The sequence below is a fragment of the Ruegeria profundi genome, from assembly GCF_049800715.1.
GTDB lineage: Bacteria > Pseudomonadota > Alphaproteobacteria > Rhodobacterales > Rhodobacteraceae > Ruegeria > Ruegeria profundi_A.
Genome location: NZ_JBNAFO010000001.1, coordinates 684972 through 707435 on the forward strand (window position 1 = coordinate 684972; position 22464 = coordinate 707435).

25 protein-coding genes are annotated in these 22464 nt (G+C 57.7%); 13 read left to right on the top strand and 12 right to left on the bottom strand.

Annotated features, from left to right (window positions below):
* Nucleotides 1-32 precede the first annotated feature (32 nt).
* Entirely contained in the window at nt 33-944 is a 912-nt protein-coding gene (gene thyX, locus ACP15L_RS03425; RefSeq protein WP_425083124.1) for an FAD-dependent thymidylate synthase, read from the bottom strand.
* Between the two features lie 177 nt (nt 945-1121).
* On the opposite strand from thyX, the gene ACP15L_RS03430 reads away from it, so the two are divergent.
* Genes ACP15L_RS03430 through ACP15L_RS03440 form a run of 3 tightly spaced genes read left to right on the top strand, consistent with a single transcriptional unit; the run spans nt 1122 to nt 2961 of the window.
* Nucleotides 1122-1550: a VOC family protein gene (locus tag ACP15L_RS03430; RefSeq protein WP_425083125.1), complete on the top strand. Its 429-nt coding sequence runs from the start codon at nt 1122-1124 to the stop codon at nt 1548-1550.
* Complete coding sequence (locus tag ACP15L_RS03435) at nt 1517-2251, top strand: DUF1194 domain-containing protein (protein WP_425083126.1); 735 nt, start codon at nt 1517-1519, stop codon at nt 2249-2251. The genes ACP15L_RS03430 and ACP15L_RS03435 overlap by 34 nt, the downstream gene beginning before the upstream one ends.
* Entirely contained in the window at nt 2248-2961 is a 714-nt protein-coding gene (locus ACP15L_RS03440) for a DUF1194 domain-containing protein (RefSeq protein WP_425083127.1), read from the top strand. Before ACP15L_RS03435 ends, ACP15L_RS03440 begins: the two co-directional genes overlap by 4 nt.
* On the opposite strand, the gene ACP15L_RS03445 is transcribed toward ACP15L_RS03440, so the two are convergent.
* The 3 genes from ACP15L_RS03445 to ACP15L_RS03455 all read right to left on the bottom strand — a co-directional run bounded on the left by ACP15L_RS03445 (nt 2955) and on the right by ACP15L_RS03455 (nt 4178).
* A complete protein-coding gene (locus ACP15L_RS03445) occupies nt 2955-3452 on the bottom strand; it encodes a MarR family winged helix-turn-helix transcriptional regulator (RefSeq protein ID WP_425083128.1) in 498 nt (165 codons plus the stop codon). The two genes, ACP15L_RS03440 and ACP15L_RS03445, sit on opposite strands and share 7 nt — an antisense overlap.
* Nucleotides 3453-3529: 77 nt before the next feature.
* Nucleotides 3530-3787, bottom strand: a complete 258-nt coding sequence (locus tag ACP15L_RS03450) for a succinate dehydrogenase assembly factor 2 (protein WP_170482540.1) — start codon at nt 3785-3787, stop codon at nt 3530-3532.
* Complete coding sequence (locus tag ACP15L_RS03455) at nt 3780-4178, bottom strand: helix-turn-helix domain-containing protein (protein ID WP_425083129.1); 399 nt, start codon at nt 4176-4178, stop codon at nt 3780-3782. The genes ACP15L_RS03450 and ACP15L_RS03455 overlap by 8 nt, the downstream gene beginning before the upstream one ends.
* Before the next feature lie 92 nt (nt 4179-4270).
* Between ACP15L_RS03455 and ACP15L_RS03460 the strand changes: the two genes are divergently transcribed.
* Both ACP15L_RS03460 and ACP15L_RS03465 read left to right on the top strand, forming a co-directional pair.
* On the top strand, nt 4271-5473 hold the full coding sequence (locus tag ACP15L_RS03460; RefSeq protein WP_425083130.1) for a pyridoxal phosphate-dependent aminotransferase: 1203 nt from the start codon (nt 4271-4273) through the stop codon (nt 5471-5473).
* A 13-nt stretch (nt 5474-5486) separates the two neighbouring features.
* Nucleotides 5487-5888: a hypothetical protein gene (locus ACP15L_RS03465; protein WP_170482531.1), complete on the top strand. Its 402-nt coding sequence runs from the start codon at nt 5487-5489 to the stop codon at nt 5886-5888.
* Nucleotides 5889-5891: 3 nt separating this feature from the next.
* Here ACP15L_RS03465 and ACP15L_RS03470 read toward each other — a convergent pair whose 3' ends face one another.
* The 3 genes from ACP15L_RS03470 to ACP15L_RS03480 all read right to left on the bottom strand — a co-directional run bounded on the left by ACP15L_RS03470 (nt 5892) and on the right by ACP15L_RS03480 (nt 9056).
* Nucleotides 5892-7244 (bottom strand): MATE family efflux transporter, encoded by a 1353-nt coding sequence (locus tag ACP15L_RS03470; protein ID WP_425083131.1) that lies wholly within the window; start codon nt 7242-7244, stop codon nt 5892-5894.
* Nucleotides 7245-7393: 149 nt separating this feature from the next.
* Nucleotides 7394-8323, bottom strand: a complete 930-nt coding sequence (gene ppk2 / locus ACP15L_RS03475; RefSeq protein ID WP_425083132.1) for a polyphosphate kinase 2 — start codon at nt 8321-8323, stop codon at nt 7394-7396.
* Between the two features lie 124 nt (nt 8324-8447).
* Nucleotides 8448-9056, bottom strand: coding sequence for a carboxymuconolactone decarboxylase family protein (locus ACP15L_RS03480; RefSeq protein WP_425083133.1), 609 nt, complete (start codon nt 9054-9056; stop codon nt 8448-8450).
* A gap of 155 nt (nt 9057-9211) precedes the next feature.
* On the opposite strand from ACP15L_RS03480, the gene ACP15L_RS03485 reads away from it, so the two are divergent.
* Both ACP15L_RS03485 and parE read left to right on the top strand, forming a co-directional pair.
* The gene (locus ACP15L_RS03485) at nt 9212-9760 is read left to right on the top strand and encodes an NYN domain-containing protein (RefSeq protein WP_425083134.1); all 549 of its coding nucleotides are present in this window, start codon (nt 9212-9214) and stop codon (nt 9758-9760) included.
* Between the two features lie 111 nt (nt 9761-9871).
* A complete protein-coding gene (gene parE, locus ACP15L_RS03490; protein WP_170375956.1) occupies nt 9872-11830 on the top strand; it encodes a DNA topoisomerase IV subunit B in 1959 nt (652 codons plus the stop codon).
* Between the two features lie 1043 nt (nt 11831-12873).
* Here the strand turns inward: parE and ACP15L_RS03495 are convergent.
* Together ACP15L_RS03495 and ACP15L_RS03500 are read right to left on the bottom strand one after the other, a co-directional pair.
* Complete coding sequence (locus ACP15L_RS03495; RefSeq protein WP_425083135.1) at nt 12874-13560, bottom strand: hypothetical protein; 687 nt, start codon at nt 13558-13560, stop codon at nt 12874-12876.
* Nucleotides 13560-14189 carry a class I SAM-dependent methyltransferase gene (locus tag ACP15L_RS03500; protein WP_425083136.1) on the bottom strand — a complete coding sequence of 210 codons (630 nt, stop codon included), beginning with the start codon at nt 14187-14189 and terminating at the stop codon, nt 13560-13562. Before ACP15L_RS03500 ends, ACP15L_RS03495 begins: the two co-directional genes overlap by 1 nt.
* 356 nt (nt 14190-14545) lie before the next feature.
* Between ACP15L_RS03500 and ACP15L_RS03505 the strand changes: the two genes are divergently transcribed.
* A complete protein-coding gene (locus ACP15L_RS03505) occupies nt 14546-14827 on the top strand; it encodes a hypothetical protein (protein WP_425083137.1) in 282 nt (93 codons plus the stop codon).
* A 749-nt stretch (nt 14828-15576) separates the two neighbouring features.
* On the opposite strand, the gene ACP15L_RS03510 is transcribed toward ACP15L_RS03505, so the two are convergent.
* Nucleotides 15577-16347 carry an alpha/beta hydrolase gene (locus tag ACP15L_RS03510; protein WP_425083138.1) on the bottom strand — a complete coding sequence of 257 codons (771 nt, stop codon included), beginning with the start codon at nt 16345-16347 and terminating at the stop codon, nt 15577-15579.
* Between the two features lie 103 nt (nt 16348-16450).
* Between ACP15L_RS03510 and ACP15L_RS03515 the strand changes: the two genes are divergently transcribed.
* The 3 genes from ACP15L_RS03515 to ACP15L_RS03525 all read left to right on the top strand — a co-directional run bounded on the left by ACP15L_RS03515 (nt 16451) and on the right by ACP15L_RS03525 (nt 19149).
* The gene (locus tag ACP15L_RS03515) at nt 16451-17278 is read left to right on the top strand and encodes a hypothetical protein (RefSeq protein WP_425083139.1); all 828 of its coding nucleotides are present in this window, start codon (nt 16451-16453) and stop codon (nt 17276-17278) included.
* 89 nt (nt 17279-17367) lie between these two features.
* Nucleotides 17368-18105 carry a YgfZ/GcvT domain-containing protein gene (locus ACP15L_RS03520; protein WP_425083140.1) on the top strand — a complete coding sequence of 246 codons (738 nt, stop codon included), beginning with the start codon at nt 17368-17370 and terminating at the stop codon, nt 18103-18105.
* Nucleotides 18106-18213: 108 nt separating this feature from the next.
* Nucleotides 18214-19149, top strand: coding sequence for an ABC transporter transmembrane domain-containing protein (locus tag ACP15L_RS03525; RefSeq protein ID WP_425083141.1), 936 nt, complete (start codon nt 18214-18216; stop codon nt 19147-19149).
* A 55-nt stretch (nt 19150-19204) separates the two neighbouring features.
* On the opposite strand, the gene efp is transcribed toward ACP15L_RS03525, so the two are convergent.
* Complete coding sequence (gene efp / locus ACP15L_RS03530; protein ID WP_170459112.1) at nt 19205-19768, bottom strand: elongation factor P; 564 nt, start codon at nt 19766-19768, stop codon at nt 19205-19207.
* Between the two features lie 218 nt (nt 19769-19986).
* Here efp and ACP15L_RS03535 point away from each other — a divergent pair, with 218 nt between their 5' ends.
* Nucleotides 19987-20307: a DUF6280 family protein gene (locus ACP15L_RS03535; protein ID WP_108785849.1), complete on the top strand. Its 321-nt coding sequence runs from the start codon at nt 19987-19989 to the stop codon at nt 20305-20307.
* A 67-nt stretch (nt 20308-20374) separates the two neighbouring features.
* Here the strand turns inward: ACP15L_RS03535 and ACP15L_RS03540 are convergent, their stop codons facing one another.
* Entirely contained in the window at nt 20375-20944 is a 570-nt protein-coding gene (locus tag ACP15L_RS03540) for a cobalamin biosynthesis protein CobQ (protein WP_425083142.1), read from the bottom strand.
* Nucleotides 20945-21004: 60 nt separating this feature from the next.
* Between ACP15L_RS03540 and ACP15L_RS03545 the strand changes: the two genes are divergently transcribed.
* Complete coding sequence (locus ACP15L_RS03545) at nt 21005-22462, top strand: cobyric acid synthase (protein ID WP_425083143.1); 1458 nt, start codon at nt 21005-21007, stop codon at nt 22460-22462.
* The last annotated feature ends 2 nt before the right edge of the window (nt 22463-22464 follow it).

Genomic DNA, 22464 nt, shown 5'->3' on the forward strand with positions numbered 1-22464 from the left:
AAACGTATATACAAAAGATATGCTTCTGAGGCTCAATCCTTGCGGATTACATCCTCGAACTCACGCCATTCTCGCGCCGTCATGCCCGAGTTCTCCTGGGTCACAGTCTCACCTGCCAACATCCGGCGCAGGCTGTCGACCATTTGGGCCGAGAGGTTGACGGCACCCAATCGGTAGTCCTCGAAAGCCTTATAGGCGAAGGGCACCCAATCGACGACGATCTTGCACATCATATCGGCATAGACGCGGATCTCGTACTGGGCATGCGGGTCAGCGCGCAGACGCAGGAAGTGGAACAGATTGTGCAGGTCCACCTTCCAATACCACTGCGTGTAGATGTTTGCAGGCAGGTTCATCCGTGCCAGCTCGCGCGCCAAACCTTGTTGCCCGTCCTGATTGATCATCGCCTCATAATTGTCATAGCAGCGGGCGCTGTCGGCCTTGAGGATTTCCAGTACACGCGCGGCCTCTTCCCCTTCCAATGCGGACCCGCGTCCCTGGTTGTTGACCTCGGACTGCGCGGCCACGTGGTCAGGGGCGGGAATATAGAACTCACGGTCGAGAATCGAATAGCGCGCCGAGTATTCGTTCACATTGGCGGTCCGGTGGCGAATCCACTGGCGCGCGACGAAAACCGGCAGCTTTACATGCAGCTTGATCTCGCACATCTCAAACGGCGTCGAATGCCAGTGACGCATCAGATAGCGGATCAGGCCCTCATCATTTTGCACGGATTTGGTGCCTTTGCCGTAGGATACACGCGCCGCCTGACAAATGGCTGCATCGTCGCCCATATAGTCGATGACCCGGACAAAACCGTGGTCCAGCACCTGATGGGCCGTGTAAAGGTGGTCTTCCATGCCCGGTGCTACAACGCGGCGAGTTGGATGCGATTGCGCGCGCTGCGCTTCGATCTCGGCCAGTTGGTCGGCAGACAGAGGCATGAAATTATCCTTTCCAAGAATGAGTCGACACCCACTATATATCGTCAACTCCACCACTGGAACCGCGATATCTGCCGTAAGCGCCGCGAAGTTCGAAATCGTGTTCCCAGCCCCTCTCGACACCTCGCGCAACCGCGCTAAGCTGCGCACCAAGCGAAGAAAAGGAGGAAGGCCAAGATGGGGCTGAGATACTTGCACACCATGGTCCGCGTGAAGGATCTTGAGAAATCAATGGCGTTCTATGAGCTGCTAGGCCTGAAGGAAACGCGCCGCCACGAAAGTGAACAAGGCCGGTTCACGCTGATCTTCATGGCCCCTCCCGGGCAGGAGGATCGCCCGCTTGAGCTGACCTATAACTGGGACGGTGACGATGCGCTGCCGAGTGACAGTCGTCATTTCGGTCATCTCGCCTATGGCGTCGACAACATCTACGAGACCTGCCAGCACCTGCAGGACAATGGCATCGTGATCAACCGCCCGCCTCGCGACGGTCGGATGGCGTTCATTCGCTCGCCCGACAACATCTCTGTCGAGCTGCTGCAGAACGGTGACGCACTCGAGCCCGCCGAGCCATGGAGCAGCATGGAGAGTACCGGGCACTGGTGATCCGCACTTTGACAGCACTGGGGTTGGCCGCGTTGGCCAGCCCCGCGCAGGCCGAGGGCTGCCGGTTGGCCCTTTTGCTGGCGCTGGATATCTCGGTCTCCGTAGATCAGGCCGAGGATGCACTGCAACGTCAGGGCCTTGCCGCCGCGATGCTCGCGCCCGAGGTTCAGGCCGCTTTTTTCTCGTCTCCCGCTCCTGTTGCGCTGGCCGTTTATGAATGGAGCGGCCGATCCACCCAGCATGTCGTCTTGCCGTGGAAGATGATTGAAAACGAAGGCGACTTGCTGGCCGCGGCAACCCGGATCAGCCAGTCCGAGCGTTCGGATTCCGGGTCTGCCACCGCGATGGGGCATGCGCTGGCTTACGGGGCTACCATGTTGCAGGATGGTCCGGACTGTCTGTTTCAAACCATCGATCTTTCCGGAGACGGAGCGAACAATGATGGCTATGGCCCTAAAATCGCCTACAAACATTTTCCCTTCGATGCTGTCACGGTGAACGGGTTGGTGATCAATGCCGCCGATTTCGAGGGCGAGTTGTTTCTGGTTCCTTTCTTCGAAGAAAACGTCCTGCATGGACCGGGTGCTTTTCTTGAATTCGCGCAGGGGTTTGAAGACTTTGAGCGTGCCATGCGCCGCAAGCTGGAACGAGAATTGAGCGGCCTACAATTGGGATCTCTGCAAGAAACAGGCCATAGATGACACGGTTGCTCGCGCTTGTTTGTTGCCTTCTGGCAGGATCCGTTTCGGCGCAATGCCGTCAAGCTCTGGCGCTTGGGTTGGATGTGTCCGGCTCTGTCGACGTTCACGAGTACAGGTTGCAGATCGATGGTTTGGCTGCTGCGTTGCGGCGCCCTGAAATCCGCAAGATCATTTTGGCAAACCTCGCATTTCCCGTTCGCCTTGCGGTGTTCGAATGGAGCGAACCCGGCCATCAGCGCGTGCTTGTAAAATGGACCGAAATCCGCACCGAATCTGATCTAGGCAGGATCGCGGCGAGACTGGGAGACGTGACCCGCAGCGCCGCGCCGCAAGGCACAGCCGTGGGCAATGCGATGCTGTTTGGCGCGGACCTCTTGAATCAAAAACCGGAGTGTTGGAAGCGCACTTTGGATTTGTCCGGAGATGGGAAACACAATCTCGGTCTCCACCCACGCGCAGCCAAGGCGCTGCTGCAGGACAACGGCATCACCATCAACGGTTTGGTGATCGGTGTCGACGACTCCAACTATGGCGACCAACGGGATGTCCAGATTGGAGAGCTGTCAGCTTACTACAACGCCTGGGTCATCCTTGGCCCCGATGCGTTTGTCGAGGTCGCACTGGGTTTTGAGGCCTATGAGGATGCCATGACGCGCAAACTGATCCGAGAGCTGCAGGGGATCATCCTATCCCAAGCCTCTGATCAGTAGATATAACGAATCTGGTCCGTCCAATAGCGTTCGACCCGACGCAGCGAAGTGGTGATATCCTCGATCCCTTCCGACCCCAGAACGCCGCGGTTCTGTAACCCTTCGGCATGGCGCTGGAACAGCTCGGACACGATATCGCGAATCTCGCGCCCCTGTGGCGTCAGACGAACGCGGACAGAGCGCCGGTCAATCTCGCAGCGCTGGTGATGCATATACCCCATCTCAACTAGTTTCTTGAGGTTATAGCTGACATTGCTGCCCTGATAGTAGCCGCGGCTTTTCAGTTCACCTGCGGTCACCTCATGATCACCGATGTTGAACAGCAAAAGCGCCTGAACCGCGTTGATTTCCAGCACGCCCACCCGTTCGAACTCATCCTTGATGACATCCAGCAACAGACGATGCAAACGCTCGACCAACGCAAGCGCCTCAAGATAACTGGTCATGAAGCCTTTGGCCCCCGACGCAGAGACCTGCATTTCCATACTCATCCGACCCTCCGATTCAGCCGTGTCGTTTCAGACACGATGACCTGAATTTCCGAAAAATCGGTTAAGTCTTATTTGCTTTATTTCTGAAACGTTTGCGCGATATCTGCGATCAGATCAGCGAATGGATCAGGCGTATTCACCTGCCCAGTGACCCATTGATACAGGTCCTGATCGTTTTCCTTCAGAAGCGCGTCATACAAGTCCAGCCCAGCCGCATCCATCGTGTTGAGGTTGCGTTCTGCATAAGCCGATAGGATCAGATCCATCTCTTTGATCCCCCGCCGCATGGAGCGCATCTGCAGGCGTTTGATCCGGACCTCGCGTGTTTCAGTCATTCTTGTCCAGCTCCAGCATCAAACGCAGTTTCTTTTCCAAGCGGGCGGCCCGCTCTGCGCTGGCCCGCATCTCGCCACGAATGGCACGCAATTCGGCAACCGCGCCTGCCAGTTCCAGACTGGCTTCGCCTTCTTCAACGGGGGCCTCCATGCCTTCGCCTTCACCGGTCAGCAGCCACATGATCGAGACGTTGATCATGCCTGCCATCATCGACAAGCGATTGGCGCGCGGTTCGGACAGGTCGTTCTCCCACGCCGCGATCGTCGCCTTCTTGACACCCAGACGACGCGCCAATTGTGCCTGCGTCATCCCCGCTGCTTCGCGCGCCCCGGCCAGTCTGTCTCCGAACGTTGCAGCATCCGGTCCGTACCAGTCGGTTTCGTCGTTCATCGGGGTCTCCAATTCTGGTGTGTCATACAGCTTGATCGTCAATCGGGCGCACCCTATGACAGACAAGTTGAACATACAAACCGAGGCCGCTCATGAGTTTCCTGTCTGCGACATTGTCACGCGTAAAACCCTCTCCGACCGTCGCGATGACCGCAAAAGCGGCCGAGTTGAAAGCCGCCGGGCGCGATATCATCGCCCTCAGCGCGGGTGAGCCGGATTTCGATACACCGCAAAACATCAAGGATGCAGCCGTTGCGGCCATTGCGGCAGGCAAGACGAAATACACCGCGCCCGATGGCATTGCCGAGTTGAAACAGGCGGCTTGTGCCAAGATGAAGCGCGATCACGGGCTGGACTATACGCCCGCGCAGATCTCGGTCGGAACGGGCGGCAAGCAGACGCTCTATAACGCGTTGATGGCAACGATGAACGAGGGCGATGAGGTTTTGATCCCCGCGCCTTATTGGGTCAGCTATCCCGATATGGTCCTGCTGGCGGGCGGAACGCCTGTTGTGGTCGAGACCACGTTGGAGAACAGCTTCAAGCTGACCCCCGAGCAGCTTGAAGCTGCGATCACGCCGAAAACCAAATGGTTCATCTTCAACTCGCCATCGAATCCCACAGGCGCGGGCTATAGCCGGGACGAATTGAAAGCGCTGACCGACGTTCTGATGCGCCACCCGCATCTCTGGATCATGTCGGACGATATGTATGAACACCTCGCCTATGACGGGTTTGAGTTCTGCACCCCGGCCGAAGTTGAGCCCGGCCTCTTTGATCGCACGCTGACCTGCAACGGCGTCTCCAAAGCCTATGCGATGACCGGCTGGCGGATCGGCTATGCCGCCGGTCCGGTCGAGATCATTGCCGCCATGCGCAAGATCCAGTCCCAGTCCACGTCGAACCCTTGCTCGGTCAGTCAATGGGCGGCGGTAGAGGCGTTGAACGGCACGCAGGACTTTCTGGTCCCCAACAATGAGACGTTCAAACGGCGTCGCGATCTGGTCGTCGGCATGTTGAACGCCATCGACGGAATCACCTGCCCGACGCCCGAGGGCGCGTTTTATGTCTACCCCTCAATCGCGGGTCTGATTGGCAAGACCACACCGCAAGGCACGGTGATCGACTCGGATGAGGCGTTTGCCACCGCTCTGCTGGAAGAACACGACGTTGCCGTCGTCTTTGGTGCAGCCTTTGGCCTGTCGCCTAACTTCCGGGTCAGCTACGCAACGTCGGACGAGGCATTGACCGAAGCCTGCACGCGTATCCAGCGTTTTTGTGCCTCTTTGACCTAAGCCGGAGCCACGCATGACCGCAGAGCTGCCAGAGTATTATTTCCGCGTCCGAGAAAACGGGGCCGTGGTTTTCAGGATCGACACCGAGAACCGGCAGCAGCGGATCGAGATGGATCAGATCGCGGTCATCAACATCCGCAATGGCGAGGTCAAACCGCATGGTCAACGCAGCCTGACCGAGGCCGACAAGGCCGAGATCGCCCGATGGATGGATGCGCGCAAGGCCCTGCTGGCCCAGCGCGATATCGACGATATTCACCGGGCCGTCGACTACCTGAACCTGACCACGCAATGGGCGCAGTCCAAAGCCTCGGAAGAACAGCTTGAAGAGGTGACCGACCGGCTGTTGATGGCGATGCACGATCTGCGCTCGGTTCTGGTGCGCAAGAAAGCGGACCGGCTGAAAGGCGGCTGAGGGTTACTCGGCCGGTACGCCCACCTCGCGGACAGATCGCATCCAGAACCGCGCCATCAGCAGAACCGCCGCAAAGGCCAGCCCGAGCACAAGGCCCATCCAGACGCCGATTCCGTCCATGCCCTGCACAAAGCCGAAGTAATAAGAGGCCGGGATTCCGATCACCCAATAGCTGAGGGCTGCCATGATCATCGGCACTTGTGCATCCTGCAAACCGCGCAGCAGGCCCAGCGCGATCACCTGCGCACCATCGACCAGCTGAAACAGGGCCGCCATGGCCAGAAGGCCCGTGCCAATCGCCAAAATTTCGCCGCGCTGCGCGTTGTCGGCCTCCATAAACAACGAGATCAGAGGCTCGGCACAGGTCAGGAACAGTATGATCGTCAGCACGGACACGACCAGAGACATGCCGGTAACCGCAATCGCGCCACGCTCAAGATGCGCGCGGTCGCGGCGGCCCAGCGCGTTGCCCGCGCGAATGGTCGCCGCGTTTGACAGGCCGAGATGCACCATGAAAGTCGCCGAAGCGAGGTTGAGCGCAATCCCATGCGCCGCCAGCGGCACCTGCCCCAGCCACCCCATCATGATCGCCGAGGTCGCAAACAAAGTGACTTCGGCCAGTGTGGTCAGGCCAATCGGAACGCCCAGCCGCAGAACCCGGCCAAACATGTCCCAATCCGGGCGCCAGAAGCGTTGAAACAGACTGTGCTCCGGCAAAACCCGAACCGCATAGATGATAACCGCAACCAGAGATACGATCTGTGTCACCACGGATGCAATCGCTGCCCCCATGACCCCAAGCTCGGGCGCGCCCCAATTGCCGAAGATCAATGCATAATTCGTCACGCCATTCACGACCGCGGCGATCACGGTGATCCACAACACGATCTGAGTACGCTCCAACGCGGCCAGATAAGACTTCAGCACCATCACCAGCAGCGCAGGAAACAGCCCCCATCCTGCAACGCGAAGATATTCCGAGGCGGTCTGCGCCACCTGCGGCTCCTGTTTCAGGGCAATCAGGATGGGATAGGACCACCAAAGCAGCGGCATCATCAGCGCGGCATAGAGCAGTGACAGCCACAAGCCCATGCGGGTCGAGCGGCGGATGCTGGTCTCGTCCTCTTCTGCGGCGGCCGTCGCCACCATGGGCATAACGGCCCAGCCAAATCCGGCCCCAAATAGGAACAACACAAAGTAGTAGCTGCTTGCCAGTGTCACTGCGGCCAGGGCCTCAACCCCGTACCAGCCGAGCATCACTGTATCGGTCAGGCCGATTGCGAACTGCGCCAAATGCCCGCCAACCAGCGGCAGGCCAAGCACAGCAATCGCCCGGAAATGGGCGGGATATGTCATCACTTTCGTCATCTCGCCAGCCATAGGCCCGCGCCCTGCCCAAAATCAAGGCAGAAAAGAAAAACTCAGTGTGAGACTTTAGATAGATGCCCGCCGAAAGAAGAAGCCGTTGCAGGTTGGCACTCAACGGCTTCTTTCCACTTTGCGTTTTAGTTGGATTTGGCGTCCGGGTGCAGCGCCGTTCCCAGAATATGATCCGAGCGGTGAATCACATGATGCGCCTGACCGACGATCAGCGGATCAGGCTGATCAACTATGGAGACGTCTTTGTCCGGATAATCCAGCGTCGACAGGAAATGGCGCATGCAGTTCAGGCGCGCGCGTTTCTTGTCGTTGGATTTGACAACGGTCCAGGGCGCGTCTGCGGTGTCGGTGTAGAAGAACATTGCCTCTTTCGCCTCGGTATAGTCATCCCACTTGTCCAGGCTGGCCTTGTCGATGGGAGACAGCTTCCACTGCTTCAGCGGATCGGTCTCGCGGCTCTTGAAGCGGCGCTGCTGTTCTTCCTGCGTGACCGAGAACCAGTATTTGTAGAGATTGATGCCCGAGCGCACCAGCATCCGCTCCAAATCCGGGGTTTGACGCATGAATTCCAGATACTCGCTAGGATCACAGAACCCCATCACCCGCTCAACACCTGCGCGGTTGTACCAGGAGCGGTCGTAGAACACCATTTCACCAACGGTGGGCAGTTCCTGAATGTAGCGCTGGTAATACCACTGGCCTTTCTCCTCCCACGTGGGCTTGTTCAGCGCAACAACACGTGCCTGACGCGGGTTGAGGTGTTCCATGAAGCGCTTGATGGTACCGCCCTTTCCCGCAGCGTCGCGACCCTCGAACAACAAAACGAAACGCTGGCCCGTATCCTGAGCCCAATGCTGAACCTTCAGCAATTCGGCCTGCAACTTGGCCTTCTGCGCCTCGTAATCCTTGCGCGCCATCTTGCGACCATAGGGGTACTTCCCGCTTTCGAACGCGTGCCGAATCTTCTCGGCGCTGGGCGCGGCCGGTTCGGGTGCAGGTGTGGGCACTACCTTGATGTTAACGGCTTCGGGTTTCTTCTGGGCGGTCGTTTCCATTCAGCTGTCCTCTTGTTGTTCTTGTCTTGAGAACGAGCTAGCAGAAAGCGCAAGATCCTGCGTTGATTGGGATCAAATTGGAGCGAATTTCGACGAAAAAACCGGGGGTTCCGAGACGAGCAGCCTAGCGATGCCCCCAATCATCGGGATTGTCCGAGTTGCTAGGCGACAGCCCCAGCACGTCCCCCTTAGTCGAACAGCCCAAGCCTAGAACCGTTCGGTTGGCGTAGTTGAAATATGCGCAGACCTGATTGATCTCGAGGATTTCTCCGTCGTCCCACCCGGTGTCGCGCAGGGCTGTGACATCGGCCTCGACCATGGCGCCGGGCGCCTCGGTCAACTTGCGCGCATAGTGCATCGCTGCGATCTGCGCTGCGTTCAAAGGCGCGACCTCTGGATCGCCCACCTCAATCGCCGCGCGGATCGCATCCCCCCTTGGCGGATCGGCCAGTAGCCGTTGCAGACCGTTGAAGTGATGCTCGACGCAATAAGAACAGGTGTTCAACGCACTAACCCAAACACCAAGCGTCTCCAGAAACCATTTGGGGATCGTGTTGGCCGAATGGTGCAGCACGTTTTTGTACAGCGTCATGTGGCCTTCCATCGAATGCGGGCGCAGGGAATGCGCCATCATGATGTTGTCCACATTATTGTCGGGCCCAGTCACCCGATCATACAACTTTTTTAGCTTACCGGTCGCTTCCTGAAATGGCACGGTTTTGATCCAGCTCATTGAAACGAGGCCCCTTTTTCCTTAAACATTTTAGGTCGTACACAGCTTGGCTACATTTGAGGCAAACAATCAACCGCTATTGAAAACAGATTCCAAAAGGGTTGAACTCCCTCCAGATGCTTCACCCTAGACGCGATTCCTTGCCAGAGGCCACCGTGCGTATTCTCCTTGTTGTTTTTCTTCTATCCTCCGCCGCAACTGCCTTTGCCGCGCTCTCTCTGATTTCTATCGATTGGCTTTTGCTAACTGCCCCTTGCGCCATGGCCAGTTCGCTTTTTATCCTGGCACGATGGCTTAAACGCAAGCCACGCAGCTGGGCCGTTATCGACGGATCGAATGTCATGCACTGGAAGGATGGCGAACCTCGCATAGAAACGGTGCGAGAAGTAGTCGAGAAACTGACCGGCGCCGGTCTAACGCCCGGCGTAGTCTTCGACGCTAACGTGGGCTACAAGATCGAGGGCCGCTACTTGCACCACAACGCCCTTGCCGATCTGCTAAACCTGCCCGAGGATCACGTCATGGTGGCCCCCAGCGGCACGCCCGCCGACCCCCTGGTGCTGCAAGTTGCTAAAGATTATGGGGCAATCGTCGTATCAAACGACCGCTTCCGCGACTGGGCCGAGGAGTTTGGCGCGGTTTTGCAACCGGAATACTCCGTGCGTGGCGGGTACAGGGATGGGGCGCTTTGGCTGTCTTTGTAGGATGCCAATCGCCGACATTTAGGCAATCCATCCACAAGACCTCGGGTCCCTCTTCCCCCGACCCACATCACCTGCCATAATGGGGGAAACTCAAAAACAAGAGCAGCACCGATGCCCGACGATCTGTTGACGCCCAGCGCGACCACCACCTACGATGCCTCCTCTATCGAGGTGCTTGAAGGGCTGGAGCCGGTTCGAAAACGCCCCGGTATGTATATCGGTGGCACGGATGAGCGCGCTCTGCACCACATGGTCGCCGAGATCCTCGACAACTCGATGGACGAGGCGGTCGCTGGTCACGCCAACCGGATCGAGGTTGAGTTGCACGCGGACTACGCCCTGACGGTACGCGACAATGGGCGCGGTATTCCGATCGACCCGCACCCCAAATTCCCCGACAAATCCGCGCTTGAGGTCATCCTGTGCACCCTGCACGCGGGTGGTAAATTCTCGGGCAAAGCCTATCAGACCTCGGGCGGTCTGCACGGCGTGGGTGCATCGGTTGTGAACGCCTTATCGGATTCGATGGTCGTGCAGGTGGCGCGAGACAAAACGCTGTTCGAGCAGCGATTCTCGCGCGGGATTCCTCTGGGTCCGGTCGAAAAGGTCGGCGCGGCCCCGAACCGGCGCGGCACGACCGTGACCTTCCACGCAGATGCCGAGATCTTCGGCCATCACAAGTTCAAACCGGCGCGGCTGTTCAAATCCATCCGCTCCAAGGCCTACCTGTTCTCGGGCGTCGAAATCCGCTGGAAATCTGCCATCGATGACGGTGAAACGCCAACTGAGGCCACGTTCCACTTCCCCGGCGGCCTGTCGGACTATCTGAAGGAGACGATGAACGGCTCCTCCACCTATGCCGAGCAGCCCTTCGCGGGCACCGTGGACTTCAATGAGAAATTCGGAACGCCGGGCAAGGTCGAATGGGCGATCAACTGGACGCCCTCGCGCGACGGGTTCATCCAGTCCTACTGTAACACCGTCCCCACACCCGAAGGCGGCACCCATGTCGCCGGTTTCTGGGCCGCGGTTCTTAAGGGTATCAAGGCCTATGGGGAACTGATCAACAACAAGAAAGCCGGTCAGATCACCCGCGATGATCTGATCACCGGCGGCTGCGCGCTGGTGTCGTGTTTTATCAGCGAGCCCGAATTCGTCGGCCAGACCAAAGATCGCCTTGCTACGGTCGAAGCACAGCGGCTGGTCGAAAACTCCGTCCGCGACCATTTCGACAACTGGCTGGCGGCTGACACGAAGTCCGCCGGCGCGATTCTGGATTTCCTCATCCTGAGGGCCGAAGAACGCCTGCGCCGACGGGCCGAGAAGGAAACACAACGCAAATCCGCCACTAAGAAACTTCGTCTCCCCGGCAAACTGGTGGATTGCTCTAGTTCAACACGCGATGGCACCGAGTTATTCATCGTCGAGGGCGACTCGGCGGGTGGATCGGCCAAAATGGGGCGCGACCGCAAAACACAGGCCCTTTTGCCACTGCGCGGCAAAATCCTGAACGTGCTGGGCGCGGCCAGTTCGAAACTGGGCACCAATGCCGAGATTAACGACCTGACCCAAGCGCTGGGTGTGGGCCTTGGCACCAAGTTCAACGTCGATGACCTGCGCTATGACAAGATCATCATCATGACCGATGCGGATGTGGACGGGGCGCATATTGCCTCGCTATTGATGACGTTCTTCTTCACCCAGATGCGCCCCATGATCGACGCGGGTCACCTGTATCTGGCCTGCCCGCCCCTCTACCGCCTGACCCAGGGCGCCAAGCGCGTCTATTGCCTGGACGAGGCCGAGCGCGACGAGTGGCTGGAAAAAGGACTGGGCGGCAAAGGCAAGATCGACGTCTCACGCTTCAAAGGTCTGGGCGAAATGGACGCCAAGGACCTGAAAGAGACCACGATGGACCCCGCTTCGCGCAAACTGATCCGCGTCACCATCGACGAGGACGAACCCGGCGAGACCGGCGACCTGGTCGAGCGACTGATGGGCAAAAAACCCGAACTGCGGTTCCAGTACATTCAGGAGAACGCGCGGTTTGTGGAGGAGCTTGATGTTTGATCAACGGGCGTGATTGTTCGTTGAACAATTACCCGCGTTTTTAACAAGATAGATAGCACTTACCGCTGGCAAGGTATTTCCGACTAGCTTCAATTTTTGGGACTTTTAGATTGGTAGCAGAGCTTCCAAATACTCTTTGCTACGTTTCGGTAAGGTCAATGAATATTAAGCGCACTCAGGTATTGGCAGTTGCATCGTCACTCGTGTGGGTTTGTAGCTGTTTTATTATTCTTGAGGAAGAAAACCCCCTCGGTTTCTGGGAAAGTTGCCGCACCGACAATAGCTGCACTATTGAATATGATCACTTAGCCAATCAAGAAACCGATCCCTTCCTTTTTTAGGAAAAGTTGTAGATAACCTGCATCCGCAATGGATGAGATACAGACTAGCTCTGTGGCGCTATCCAGACGTTGTGAGTTGTTTGGAAAAAAATGAGCGCGAAAAAGAAGAGCCAAACTTACTTGAATTGGATTGGGAGCGGGTGGGAACGGGATCAGGTGCAGAGGTTTGCGTTTTTCGTGTTGCAAGTAGTCTAGGGAGCGCTGACCGCACCTTGACATGGCTACAGTATCAAAAGTTTCGATTTAGTGGCTTGAATAGGCAATGGTCCCAGAATTTCCGACCGCGCTTTGACACTCAGCCGATTTACCAAGTAACCGCCCGCTGGACGATCGAGCAGTATAGAGAAGTTAGTCCATCCTGGCTCTCTTCGCTGACTCGCTATGAATTGATATTCGAATACCGGTTGATTTTAAGCTTTGACCAAAACTTCAGAGTTTCTGGAGTGAGTGTCAGCACCCCAACTAAACTCAATTAACTAAAATCCACTCAACCGCCGACGAAGGCACGGTACTCGCGCCTATCGTTTGGGTGACTCCAGGTGGGCGGAAACACCCATTCAAAAGAGCTACACTTATCGCGCCCGCCTTTAGGGGTGAGTCGGGCGCGTTCATGATGCTATGTATCAAGCCTTGGTCGGGTAGCGTGCAGCAATAAGAAAAGCAGCCTAAAACTGGTGTCTGCTGACATCAAACCCAATCCGATCAGCTGTTTGATTTCGCCAGACACGCTTCGACAACGACTTGCGCCAGGAGGTCAACGGCCTCTGTTCCGTCGAGTTGCAGGACCTCGGCCCCTCTCCCTTCAACCGCATCAACGCTGAACTGGTTCAATGCCGCACGATGCTCGAATTGGCCTGCATCCCCGAATTTGGAGGTCACTTTCTCGCGGATATCGTCACCGCTTCCACGACGTTCAATGCAACGGTCAAAGGCGACTTGCGCCTCGACGTGCAGATGCACGACCAGATCCGGCAGAGGGACAAGCGGCAGATAAGCCTCAAGCCGCGATTGGTCCATCAGCAGGTTCACACCACGCTGAAGGAAGCTTTCGTCAAACAAGTACACGCCCTCGCCCTTGTCCCGAGCGTTCTGGTAGAGCGCGCCGTTTAGGGAGAACAAAAACTCATCCGCCTCGGCCCCCGAAGGCCGCATCTGTCTGCAAAAGGAGATAAGTTCGGGGTGGTCATTGGCAAACAGGATGCTGCTGTACAAAAGCCTACGATGGCCGTGGCGCTTCACATAGCGCGGCGTACGAGGGTTCAGCTGCGTCTCGAGGTCCGAGCCGTAGGGCAGCAGGATATCCACCCCCTCACGCTTGCCCGCCGTGCGCACCGCCTTTGCCAGAGTTGTCTTCCCAGAGCCAGGAAGACCTACCATCTCAACGATCATCAGGCGGCTTTTTCACACAGCACGTGATAGATGTGAGAGTTTTCCTTCTCGTCGCTTTTCACCAGACGTTTCTCGACGACCTTCAGGCCAACAGAGGCCAGCATCTCGGCGTTATCCGCAGCGGATAGCCGGCTGCCAAACACCACATTTGGGTCCACCGGATCACTTTGATCGCGCGTGTTTTCGCCCAGTTGGATGATCGCATATTTCCGGGTCACCCGCGCAAACTCCGCCAGCGCTTTTTTCGCGTCACTTGCTACAATGATGTCCCGAATGAACCGGGTGCTGACAACGAGGTCAAAGGCGCCGTCATCGAACTCCAGCGACATGGCAGTGCCGGTTGAGGTCGTGCATTTGGCGAAATCGTCACCCAGAATGTCCTTGGCTGTCGCCAGCATCTCGTGGGAGGCATCGAGGCCCTGAACGGTGAAGCTCTTTTTCAGGTAGTAGGGCACAAAGCGACCCGTACCAAAAGGCACATCCAACACGCGCAAACCGTCCGGAAGCAGATCAAGCAGGCTGGCCATTTCGCGCTGCTCCACGCCCCACCATTCCTGCTTGGTCCGGCGTTTTTCGTAGTTCCGGGCGGTTTTGCCGTAGTAGGTATCACCCTTTGCGCCTGTTTTCATACTGACTTCCCTTGTTGCGACAGCGCGGTAAAGCTGCTCGTAGATTGTGCCTTTATGATTTGATGCAGATTGAAGGGCTGATCAAGAACTATTGAGCTTGTGCCCTGTTCGCCACAGGTGAATTTCGACGAGAGTCCAAACGATCGGATAGAATGGCGAGCGTGTCCTATCTCACTCGCGCTGCTAAGCTGCTCCCGCCCTTGAAAAGCTACATTTCTGCTGGCGCGCGCAATCCCCTTGCCTAACCTGTTGATCTCGTTCACACTTACATGCAGTCCGTTATCCAAGAACGACATCTGAGGTTCCGAGCGTCCACGACCCATTTGACCAACTGATTTCCAATAAGGGAGGACGATATGAAAGCACTCACCCTCGGGCTGGCGCTAACCCTGCTGGCCTCAACGACTAGCGCGCAGCAAACGCTTAGCCTTGCATCACCTATGCCGGATGGGGCCGAGACCCGGTTCTGCTATTACGAAGGCTTGGCCTATTCCGAGGACGCTTTCGTTTTGATGGTGGGCGACAACACCGTCACCAACACGATCACGACCGTACAAGAGCGCCTGCTGCGTTGTCATCGAGACAGTGACGGCACGCTTAAGTGGAGACCACAAAGCACATTTTCGACCAACAACTAAAGGGCTATTCGCAACACAGAATACTGCTGTAGGCGACATATTCTCTCACGGCATTCCTGCCCCACACCGCCCTTCATTTTTCTCTGTTGTGGCGGGGCAGAAAGCCTGCCCTGCTCGCACGATCTGAATGCTCGCTCAAGGACACCTTTGTGCACATGCCTCAAGTAGGATCGATTGCTTGAGACTGTTGAGGGGTCTACAAGTCGCATTTGGTACACCCAAAAGCGCCTCAGAAAGACCGGTTTGTTCTCTGCATGAAAGTAAGGATCGAACCCTAGCGCATAGCAACGAACGCAAACACCTATCAATGCCTCCGATTCTCATTCTGATCTTCAAGCACCCAGACAAAACAGGACCGTGTTTGAGACGAACCGGTACGACTGTATATTGCGGCCGATGGACCTCAGTCTGACAATGAAGCCCCAATCTGCGACGATACAAGCTCCATTCTGAACGAAGTAGATTGGCCCTGAAAGGAGCAGACCCTGTTTCGAGAGTATTTTATCGGGTGCAGGCGCGTCATTTCAGGCGCCATCACATGGTTTTTGTACACGAGCTCGAAGGCTCATTCGGGAAGGTCACAATCCGGTCGATCCTGACGTCTTCGACTTTGCCGCCGAATTGCTGGAACGTTGCCGAGACGATCAGTGCGTGACCTCAGGTGCTAGAGTTAGACCTACTCGCGCAATTGGCACTCGATACGACTTGAAAACAGTCAGACTGGCTGGAGTGGTAGAGGCATCCAGTGCCTACCCTAGCTTCTGGTCCAGCCAGTCCGCGATCTGCGCTGCTGGTCCCTCCCACCCTGGCTCCATGAACAGGAAATGTGCGTGGTTTTCGGCGGGCATGAAAGTCGCACGGTCTCCGTAGAGGTCCGCTAGGGCGTGGCAGGTGCTGGGGTTCACGGCCCGGTCCTCGGTACCGGAGACGATCAGCACGGGGCAGTCGACCTTATCGATGTCCACTTTCATCGCGTGATGGTCGTCGAACATCCAGAAGAACATCTCGAACATCACGCGCCCGCTTTCCGGGCCGAGCCGATCGAAGACCGCGTGTTGTTGCGCCTCGGGCAGCTTATTCAGCGCGAACGGGGCCATGAGGTCGAATTCGACCCGCATGGGCTGCTTCCAGAAGGCCCCACCCTCCATCAACGCACGCGGCACGGCGCGTTCGTCGTCGGTCTCGGGCAGAGTGCCCCAGGCCGCGTTAGGGTTAATCAGAACAATGGCGCTGGCCAGGCCGCGCGCGGCGACCTGTTGCGCCACGACCCCCGCAATGGCATGGCCCAGTAGCACGGGTTTGCTGTCGAGCCCTTCAACCAACGCAGCGATATCATCCGCATAGTCCATGACGCTTGTGTCGGTCAGGCCCGGATCCGGCTCGGCCTTGGGGTCCGCATCGTGATACCGCAGCGCCGGGGTGTGGACCGTCCAACCACGGTCACGGAAGAAACCAGCGTAACCCTCCATACACCAAGGGCCGGCAAACGCGCCGTGGATCAGGACAATATGCTTCTTCATAAAAACCTCCCACCTATTTCCGCCCAGTATGGTCATCCTGAAAGACGAAACAACAGCGCGTGATCGCTGTTGCGTGAGGGGGCGGACCACTTAAACTTGTCTCATGACTTTTGTGACCGAAAACCAATTGCCTCTGCTGATCCTATTCTTCCTGATCGGATCGGTTGGAACGGGCTTTCTGTTTCGTAAACCAGCCGGGCACAGGGCGTGGAAGCTGGCCGATTTGGTTTGGGTGGTCCTCGGCGGGATCGGCGCTCTGGTAGCCGTTCTAGCGGGGCTTTATACATCCGACAGCTCGCGGCTGGATCGGCAGATAGACGTGGCATACGCGGCGTCCTCGGCCTTTGACCGTGATGCGGCGCGGTTCCGGTTGCGGTTTTGCGACCCGGCCTATGACCCCGACACCGGCGTCTTGTGCGAAAAGGTCGAGTTTCTGTCGGCCTCAACTGCCAGCAATACCGATCTGCCCCTTTTCATCGCGGTCACGAATGAGGTCGCCCCCCTGCAGGGTTTGCACTTCCTGTTCGGACGACAAGACAAGGATGAGATGGAGGAGATGGCTGCCAAAGCCGATGCCTTCGATATTGAACAGTTTCTGGTCTTCACCTCGCTGGATGAAGAAACCCAAACCGCCATCGACAATATGCGCCGCAAAGTCCCCGCGATTGCTGGGGACTATTTGATCCTCGCCCAAAGCTACGACGAATTGATCGAGCAGGTCAGCAAGCTGAAAGATGAATGGGAGTATCTGCAGGCCAACGCCCATATCCTTGTTCTGCAGATCGTGGCGCTGTGTCTCGTCAGCTTTGCCGCGCCCTTCCGATTGGGGAAATCCATTGTCGAGCTGCGCACGACGATGCATCCCGACACGCCGCAGGAGGTGACAGAAACAGCGCCTGACAGTCCCAACAAGGCGCAGGCGGACAGCTAGTTCAAGCGCTTCAAAGCGCCTAAACCCACTGGTCTTGATCGCAAAACTCCCTATATCTCGGGACCGAGGCAGATGATAAGGACCACGCCATGCCAACCCGTCGCATACTGCGCCTGACCGGCTCGGATACCGAGAGCTTTTTGCAGGACCTGATCACCAATGACATCAGCGGGCTGGATGCAGGGCTGGTCTATGCCGCCCTATTGACGCCGCAGGGCAAGTATCTGGCCGATTTCTTCCTAAAACGCGACGACGACGCTGTGTTGCTGGACGTGGCCGAGTCGTTGGCGGATGGCCTGATCAAACGGTTGAGCATGTACAAACTGCGGGCGGATGTGGCGATCGAAGTCTCGGACCTTAACCTGCAGCGCGGCACCGGGCCTGCGCCAGAGGGCGCCTTGCCTGACCCGCGTCATCCTGACTTGGGATGGCGGGCTTACATCGCGTCGACGGAAAGCGATGATGGTACCGATTGGGAAGCAATCCGCGTGCGCCATTGCATCCCCGAAACCGGCATCGAATTGCACCCCGACAGCTATATCCTCGAATCCCGATTTGAGCCGCTGCGAGGCGTCGACTTCAAAAAGGGCTGCTATGTTGGTCAGGAAGTGACCGCGCGCATGAAACACAAGACTGAGCTGCGCAAAGGACTGTGTCGCGTCGCCATCGACGGGGCAGCCCCTGTGGGGAGCGCGATTGAAGCCAATGGCAAGCCGGTGGGCACGCTGTTCACGCAATCGGGCGGCCACGCCATCGCCTATCTGCGCTTTGATCGGGCAACCGGTGACATGCAGGCCGACGCGGCCACTATCCGTCTGATCGACTGATATTTGTTGCCCAATCGGCACGCGGCCAAAGCGGTCTCAACGCTGACCCTTTGAACCCCGGTCCCTGCCCTGCCACAGTGCGGCTATTCGAATGAACCGGATACCCGCATGCTCAGACTTTATTCCGCAATCTGGCGCGCAAGCGCCGGGCGTCAGATCCTACTTATTCTGCTCTCGGTGGCCGTGGCCGCTCTGGCCGCTGTTCCGCTGGAGTTTCAACGCGCAATCGTCAACCATCTGACCTCGCTCGATGTGGGCGCAGAACGCCTGGTCTATCTGGGGCTTGGCATGATGGGGGTGATCTTGCTGAGCCTCGCGTTGAAATGGGTTCTGGGCTACCGTGCGGGTACTTTGGGCGAGGACATGATCCGCCTGATCCGCCAACGCCTTCTTTGGCGATCCTCAGACATCAACGAAACCGGCGAGAGCGTGCGCAAGGGCACCATGACCACCGCAATCTCGGCCGAGGCGGAGGAGTTGGGTAAATTCGCAGGCGGCGCATTCTCGGACCCGGTGGTCCAGATCGGCACGTTGATCAGCGTCATCGGTTACATCTCATCCACGCAACCCGGGCTGGGTCTGATCGCCTTTTCGATGATCGTGCCGCAGATCATTATCGTTCTGGTCTCGCAGCGCAAAGTGAATGTGTTCGTGGCCGAGCGTGTCCGCATCCTGCGCAGTGCGACAGATCAACTGACGACCGAGGATCTTGACGCGGTCGAGCAGGATATCAATGCCCTGTTCGACGACATCTATGAAACCCGCAAGCGAATGTTTCTGTGGAAGCTTTCGGCCAAGTTCTTGCTGAGCGTAATCAACGGCGCGGGCACGGTTGGAATATTGATGCTGGGCGGCTGGCTGGTGTTGCAGGGCAAAACCGATGTGGGGACCGTTGTGGCCGCCACCAGTGGCCTCGGCCGCATTCAGGGGCCGACGGCTTTCCTGATCGCCTTTTACCGGCAAGTCAGCGCCAACCGGATCAAATATGAACTGATGTTGGAGTTGTTTGGCCCGGACCCGACACGCTATCGCCACCGCACATGAAAAGACCGCGCAGCGTCAGATTAGCGCGGTCTGTTTCAAAACTTACGGGCGACGATCAGGCGCGCTCGGAATATTCCATGGTTTCGGTGTTCACCACGATCATCTCGTCCTGACCGATGAACGGAGGCACCATGACCTTGACGCCATTGTCCAGAACCGCCGGTTTGAACGAGTTCGCAGCGGTCTGACCTTTGACCACCGGCTCGGTCTCGACGATCTGGCAAGTGACCTTTTGTGGCAGCGTGGCGTTCAGCGCCTCGGATTCGTAAAACTCGACCACGATGGTCATGCCGTCCTGCAGAAACGGGCGACGCTCGCCCAGCAGGTCTGCAGGCAGTTCGATCTGCTCATAGGTCTCGGCATCCATGAACACCAGCATACCGTCGGATTCGTACAGGAACTGCTGATCCTTCTGTTCCAGCCGCACACGCTCGACCTTGTCCGCCGACCGGAACCGCTCGTTCAATTTAGACCCGTTGCGCAAGTTGCGCAGTTCGACCTGTGCAAAAGCGCCGCCTTTACCGGGCTTTACATGGTCTACTTTTACAGCCGCCCACAGCCCGTCATTATGCTCAAGCACGTTGCCGGGGCGAATTTCGTTCCCATTGATCTTGGGCATGACATAATTCCTTCACAAACGGTTGATGCGTCAGTTGTCGTCCCTATATCTGGCAGGACCATCCCTGACAAGACAACGACACCTAGTGCTGCACATGCAGCAAGCCATGCAAATGACGCAACGCAACTATGCATTTTAGCTGTATCCGAATCGGAGCTAATAGGTCATAAGGACCGTCACGCCGAAAATGCAAGAGCAAGAACAACAAGGAAGACGAGATGAGAGATTTCGTTGACGGCACTGCCTTTAACAATGAGCAAGGCAATCGTGCGCGTAAACTTTTCGCGGCTGTTGTGCTGGCCGCACTGGATGATGCCATCGCCGATGACAAGAAATACGGCAATGGCCCCGAACAAATCGCCCGCTGGGCCCGCTCGCGCGATGGTCGCGAGGTGCTGTCCTGCGCGGGTATTGACCCGAACGAGCGGGTTGTTAGCGGACTGATGGACTTCGTTGGCCGTGGTGTGCGGACTTCCGTCGCCCTGTCACGCGAAGAAAGCGAGCGTCGCAACGCCGCCCAACAAGCCGAAGCCGCCTGATCCAAGGCGATTTCACTACGAAAAAGCGCGCCTCCAGACTTTGGGGCGCGTTTTTCTTTGGCTTTGCCTAGAAGAACAGAACCCATTGCCGTGCGACCCAGATCTCGGCCGCCAGCAACAGCGCGAAGAAGAGCTTTGCGGATATCGACAGCCCCCTGCTCCAAAGCACGACATAAGAGCCGACGCATAGCGTAATCGACACCGGCATGACCCAAATCGAGTGATGCGACGTGTCCCAATAGCTGACCGGGCTGTGAAAGACCCAATCGCTCAGTGGCCAGAAGTGAGGGCGCCCGTCCCCCGCATGCAGCCCGAAATCCATCATTATATGCAATAGCCCTGCCGATGCCGCGACCGTTAGGACTCGCCACCCCCGCCAAAGCCCCAGCGCCAGTGCCAGCCCCCACAGGATGAACGAGTTATCGATGGCGAAAACCTTCTGCCATTGCGGTGAAAAATACAGTTCGTCGAACACCACATGGGGTGGAATGTTCAGAATATGCAGCGATACTCCTGCCATCAGGTACAGCGACAGATCCGGCAACAGCGACCCCAGCACCGCCGCCCAAAGTATGCGCCCGCGTGCAGGCCGCGCAAAGGCGGCTGCGCCGATCAAAAGATGCGCAGGCGTGTTCATCTGGGGCTTTCCCTTTGGCGTCAAATCAGGTCATTTGCCCCTAACGTATAGGAGACGGCCATGGTTCGCGCCATCATGATTCAAGGCACCGGCAGCAATGTCGGCAAATCGGTTCTGGTTGCCGGGCTGGCGCGGGCATTCACGCGGCGCGGTCTGAAGGTCGCTCCGTTCAAGCCGCAGAACATGTCGAACAACGCAGCTGTGACAGAAAACGGAGGCGAGATCGGACGCGCGCAGGCCCTGCAAGCGCGCGCAGCCAAACGCCCGACGCATACGGATATGAACCCGATCCTTCTAAAACCCGAAACGGATACCGGCGCGCAGATCATCGTTCAGGGCCAGCGCGCAGGCACGATGAAGGCCGGCGACTACCGCAAGGACAAATCCAAACTGCTGGGGGCCGCGCTGGAAAGCTTCGACAGGCTGTGCAGCGACGCCGATCTGGTTCTGATCGAAGGCGCGGGCAGCCCGGCTGAGACCAACCTGCGCAAAGGTGACATCGCCAATATGGGTTTCGCCTGCGCCGCCGGAGTTCCCGTGGTGCTGGTGGGCGATATCCATCGGGGCGGCGTTATTGCGCAAATCGTGGGCACTCAGGCCGTGCTGGGCGAGGGCGATCTGGCGATGATCCGTGGCTTTGCCATCAACCGCTTCAAAGGCGATGTATCTCTGTTTGATGAAGGGCGAGATGATGTCGCCGCGCGGACCGGCTGGCCGTGCCTGGGTGTTGTGCCCTGGTTCCACGACGCTTGGAAACTACCCGCCGAAGATATGATGGACATCCGCTCTCATACCGGTGGGGCGTGCAAGGTTGTGGTGCCTCAGCTGGAGCGAATGGCCAATTTCGACGATCTGGACCCTCTGTCGGCTGAGCCCGGCGTCAGTGTCGAGATCATTCCCGCAGGCCGCCCGCTGCCCGGTGATGCCGATCTGGTGCTATTGCCCGGCAGCAAATCGACCATCGGTGATCTGACCTATTTCCGGAAGCAGGGCTGGGATATCGACCTATACGCGCATGTGCGCCGTGGTGGACATGTGATGGGTCTTTGTGGCGGATATCAGATGCTAGGGAAAACGATCTCAGACCCCGAAGGCGTGGATGGCCGCCCCGGCACGGTTGAGGGGCTCGGGCTGTTGGACGTTGACACGGTCATGGCGGGCAAGAAACACGTGACCCTGACCGAGGCTTGCGCCCTGCCAAATCGCGAACCTGTCAGCGGGTACGAGATTCACATGGGCCGGACCGAAGGACCCGATTGCGCCCGCGCCTGGCTTGAATTGCAAGGACGCCCTGAAGGTGCCGCCAGTGCCAATGGGCGCATTCTTGGCAGCTATCTGCACGGGATTTTCTCATCCGATGCCTTCCGCGCGCAATACCTATCGCGTTTGGGAGTCACCTCCGAGAACGCCTATGAAGACGGTGTAGAAAAGGCGCTGGATGATCTGGCAGACCATCTTGAACAGCATATGGATCTGGATCTGCTGCTGGATCTTGCTCAGACGCCGCAACGGGCCTGAGC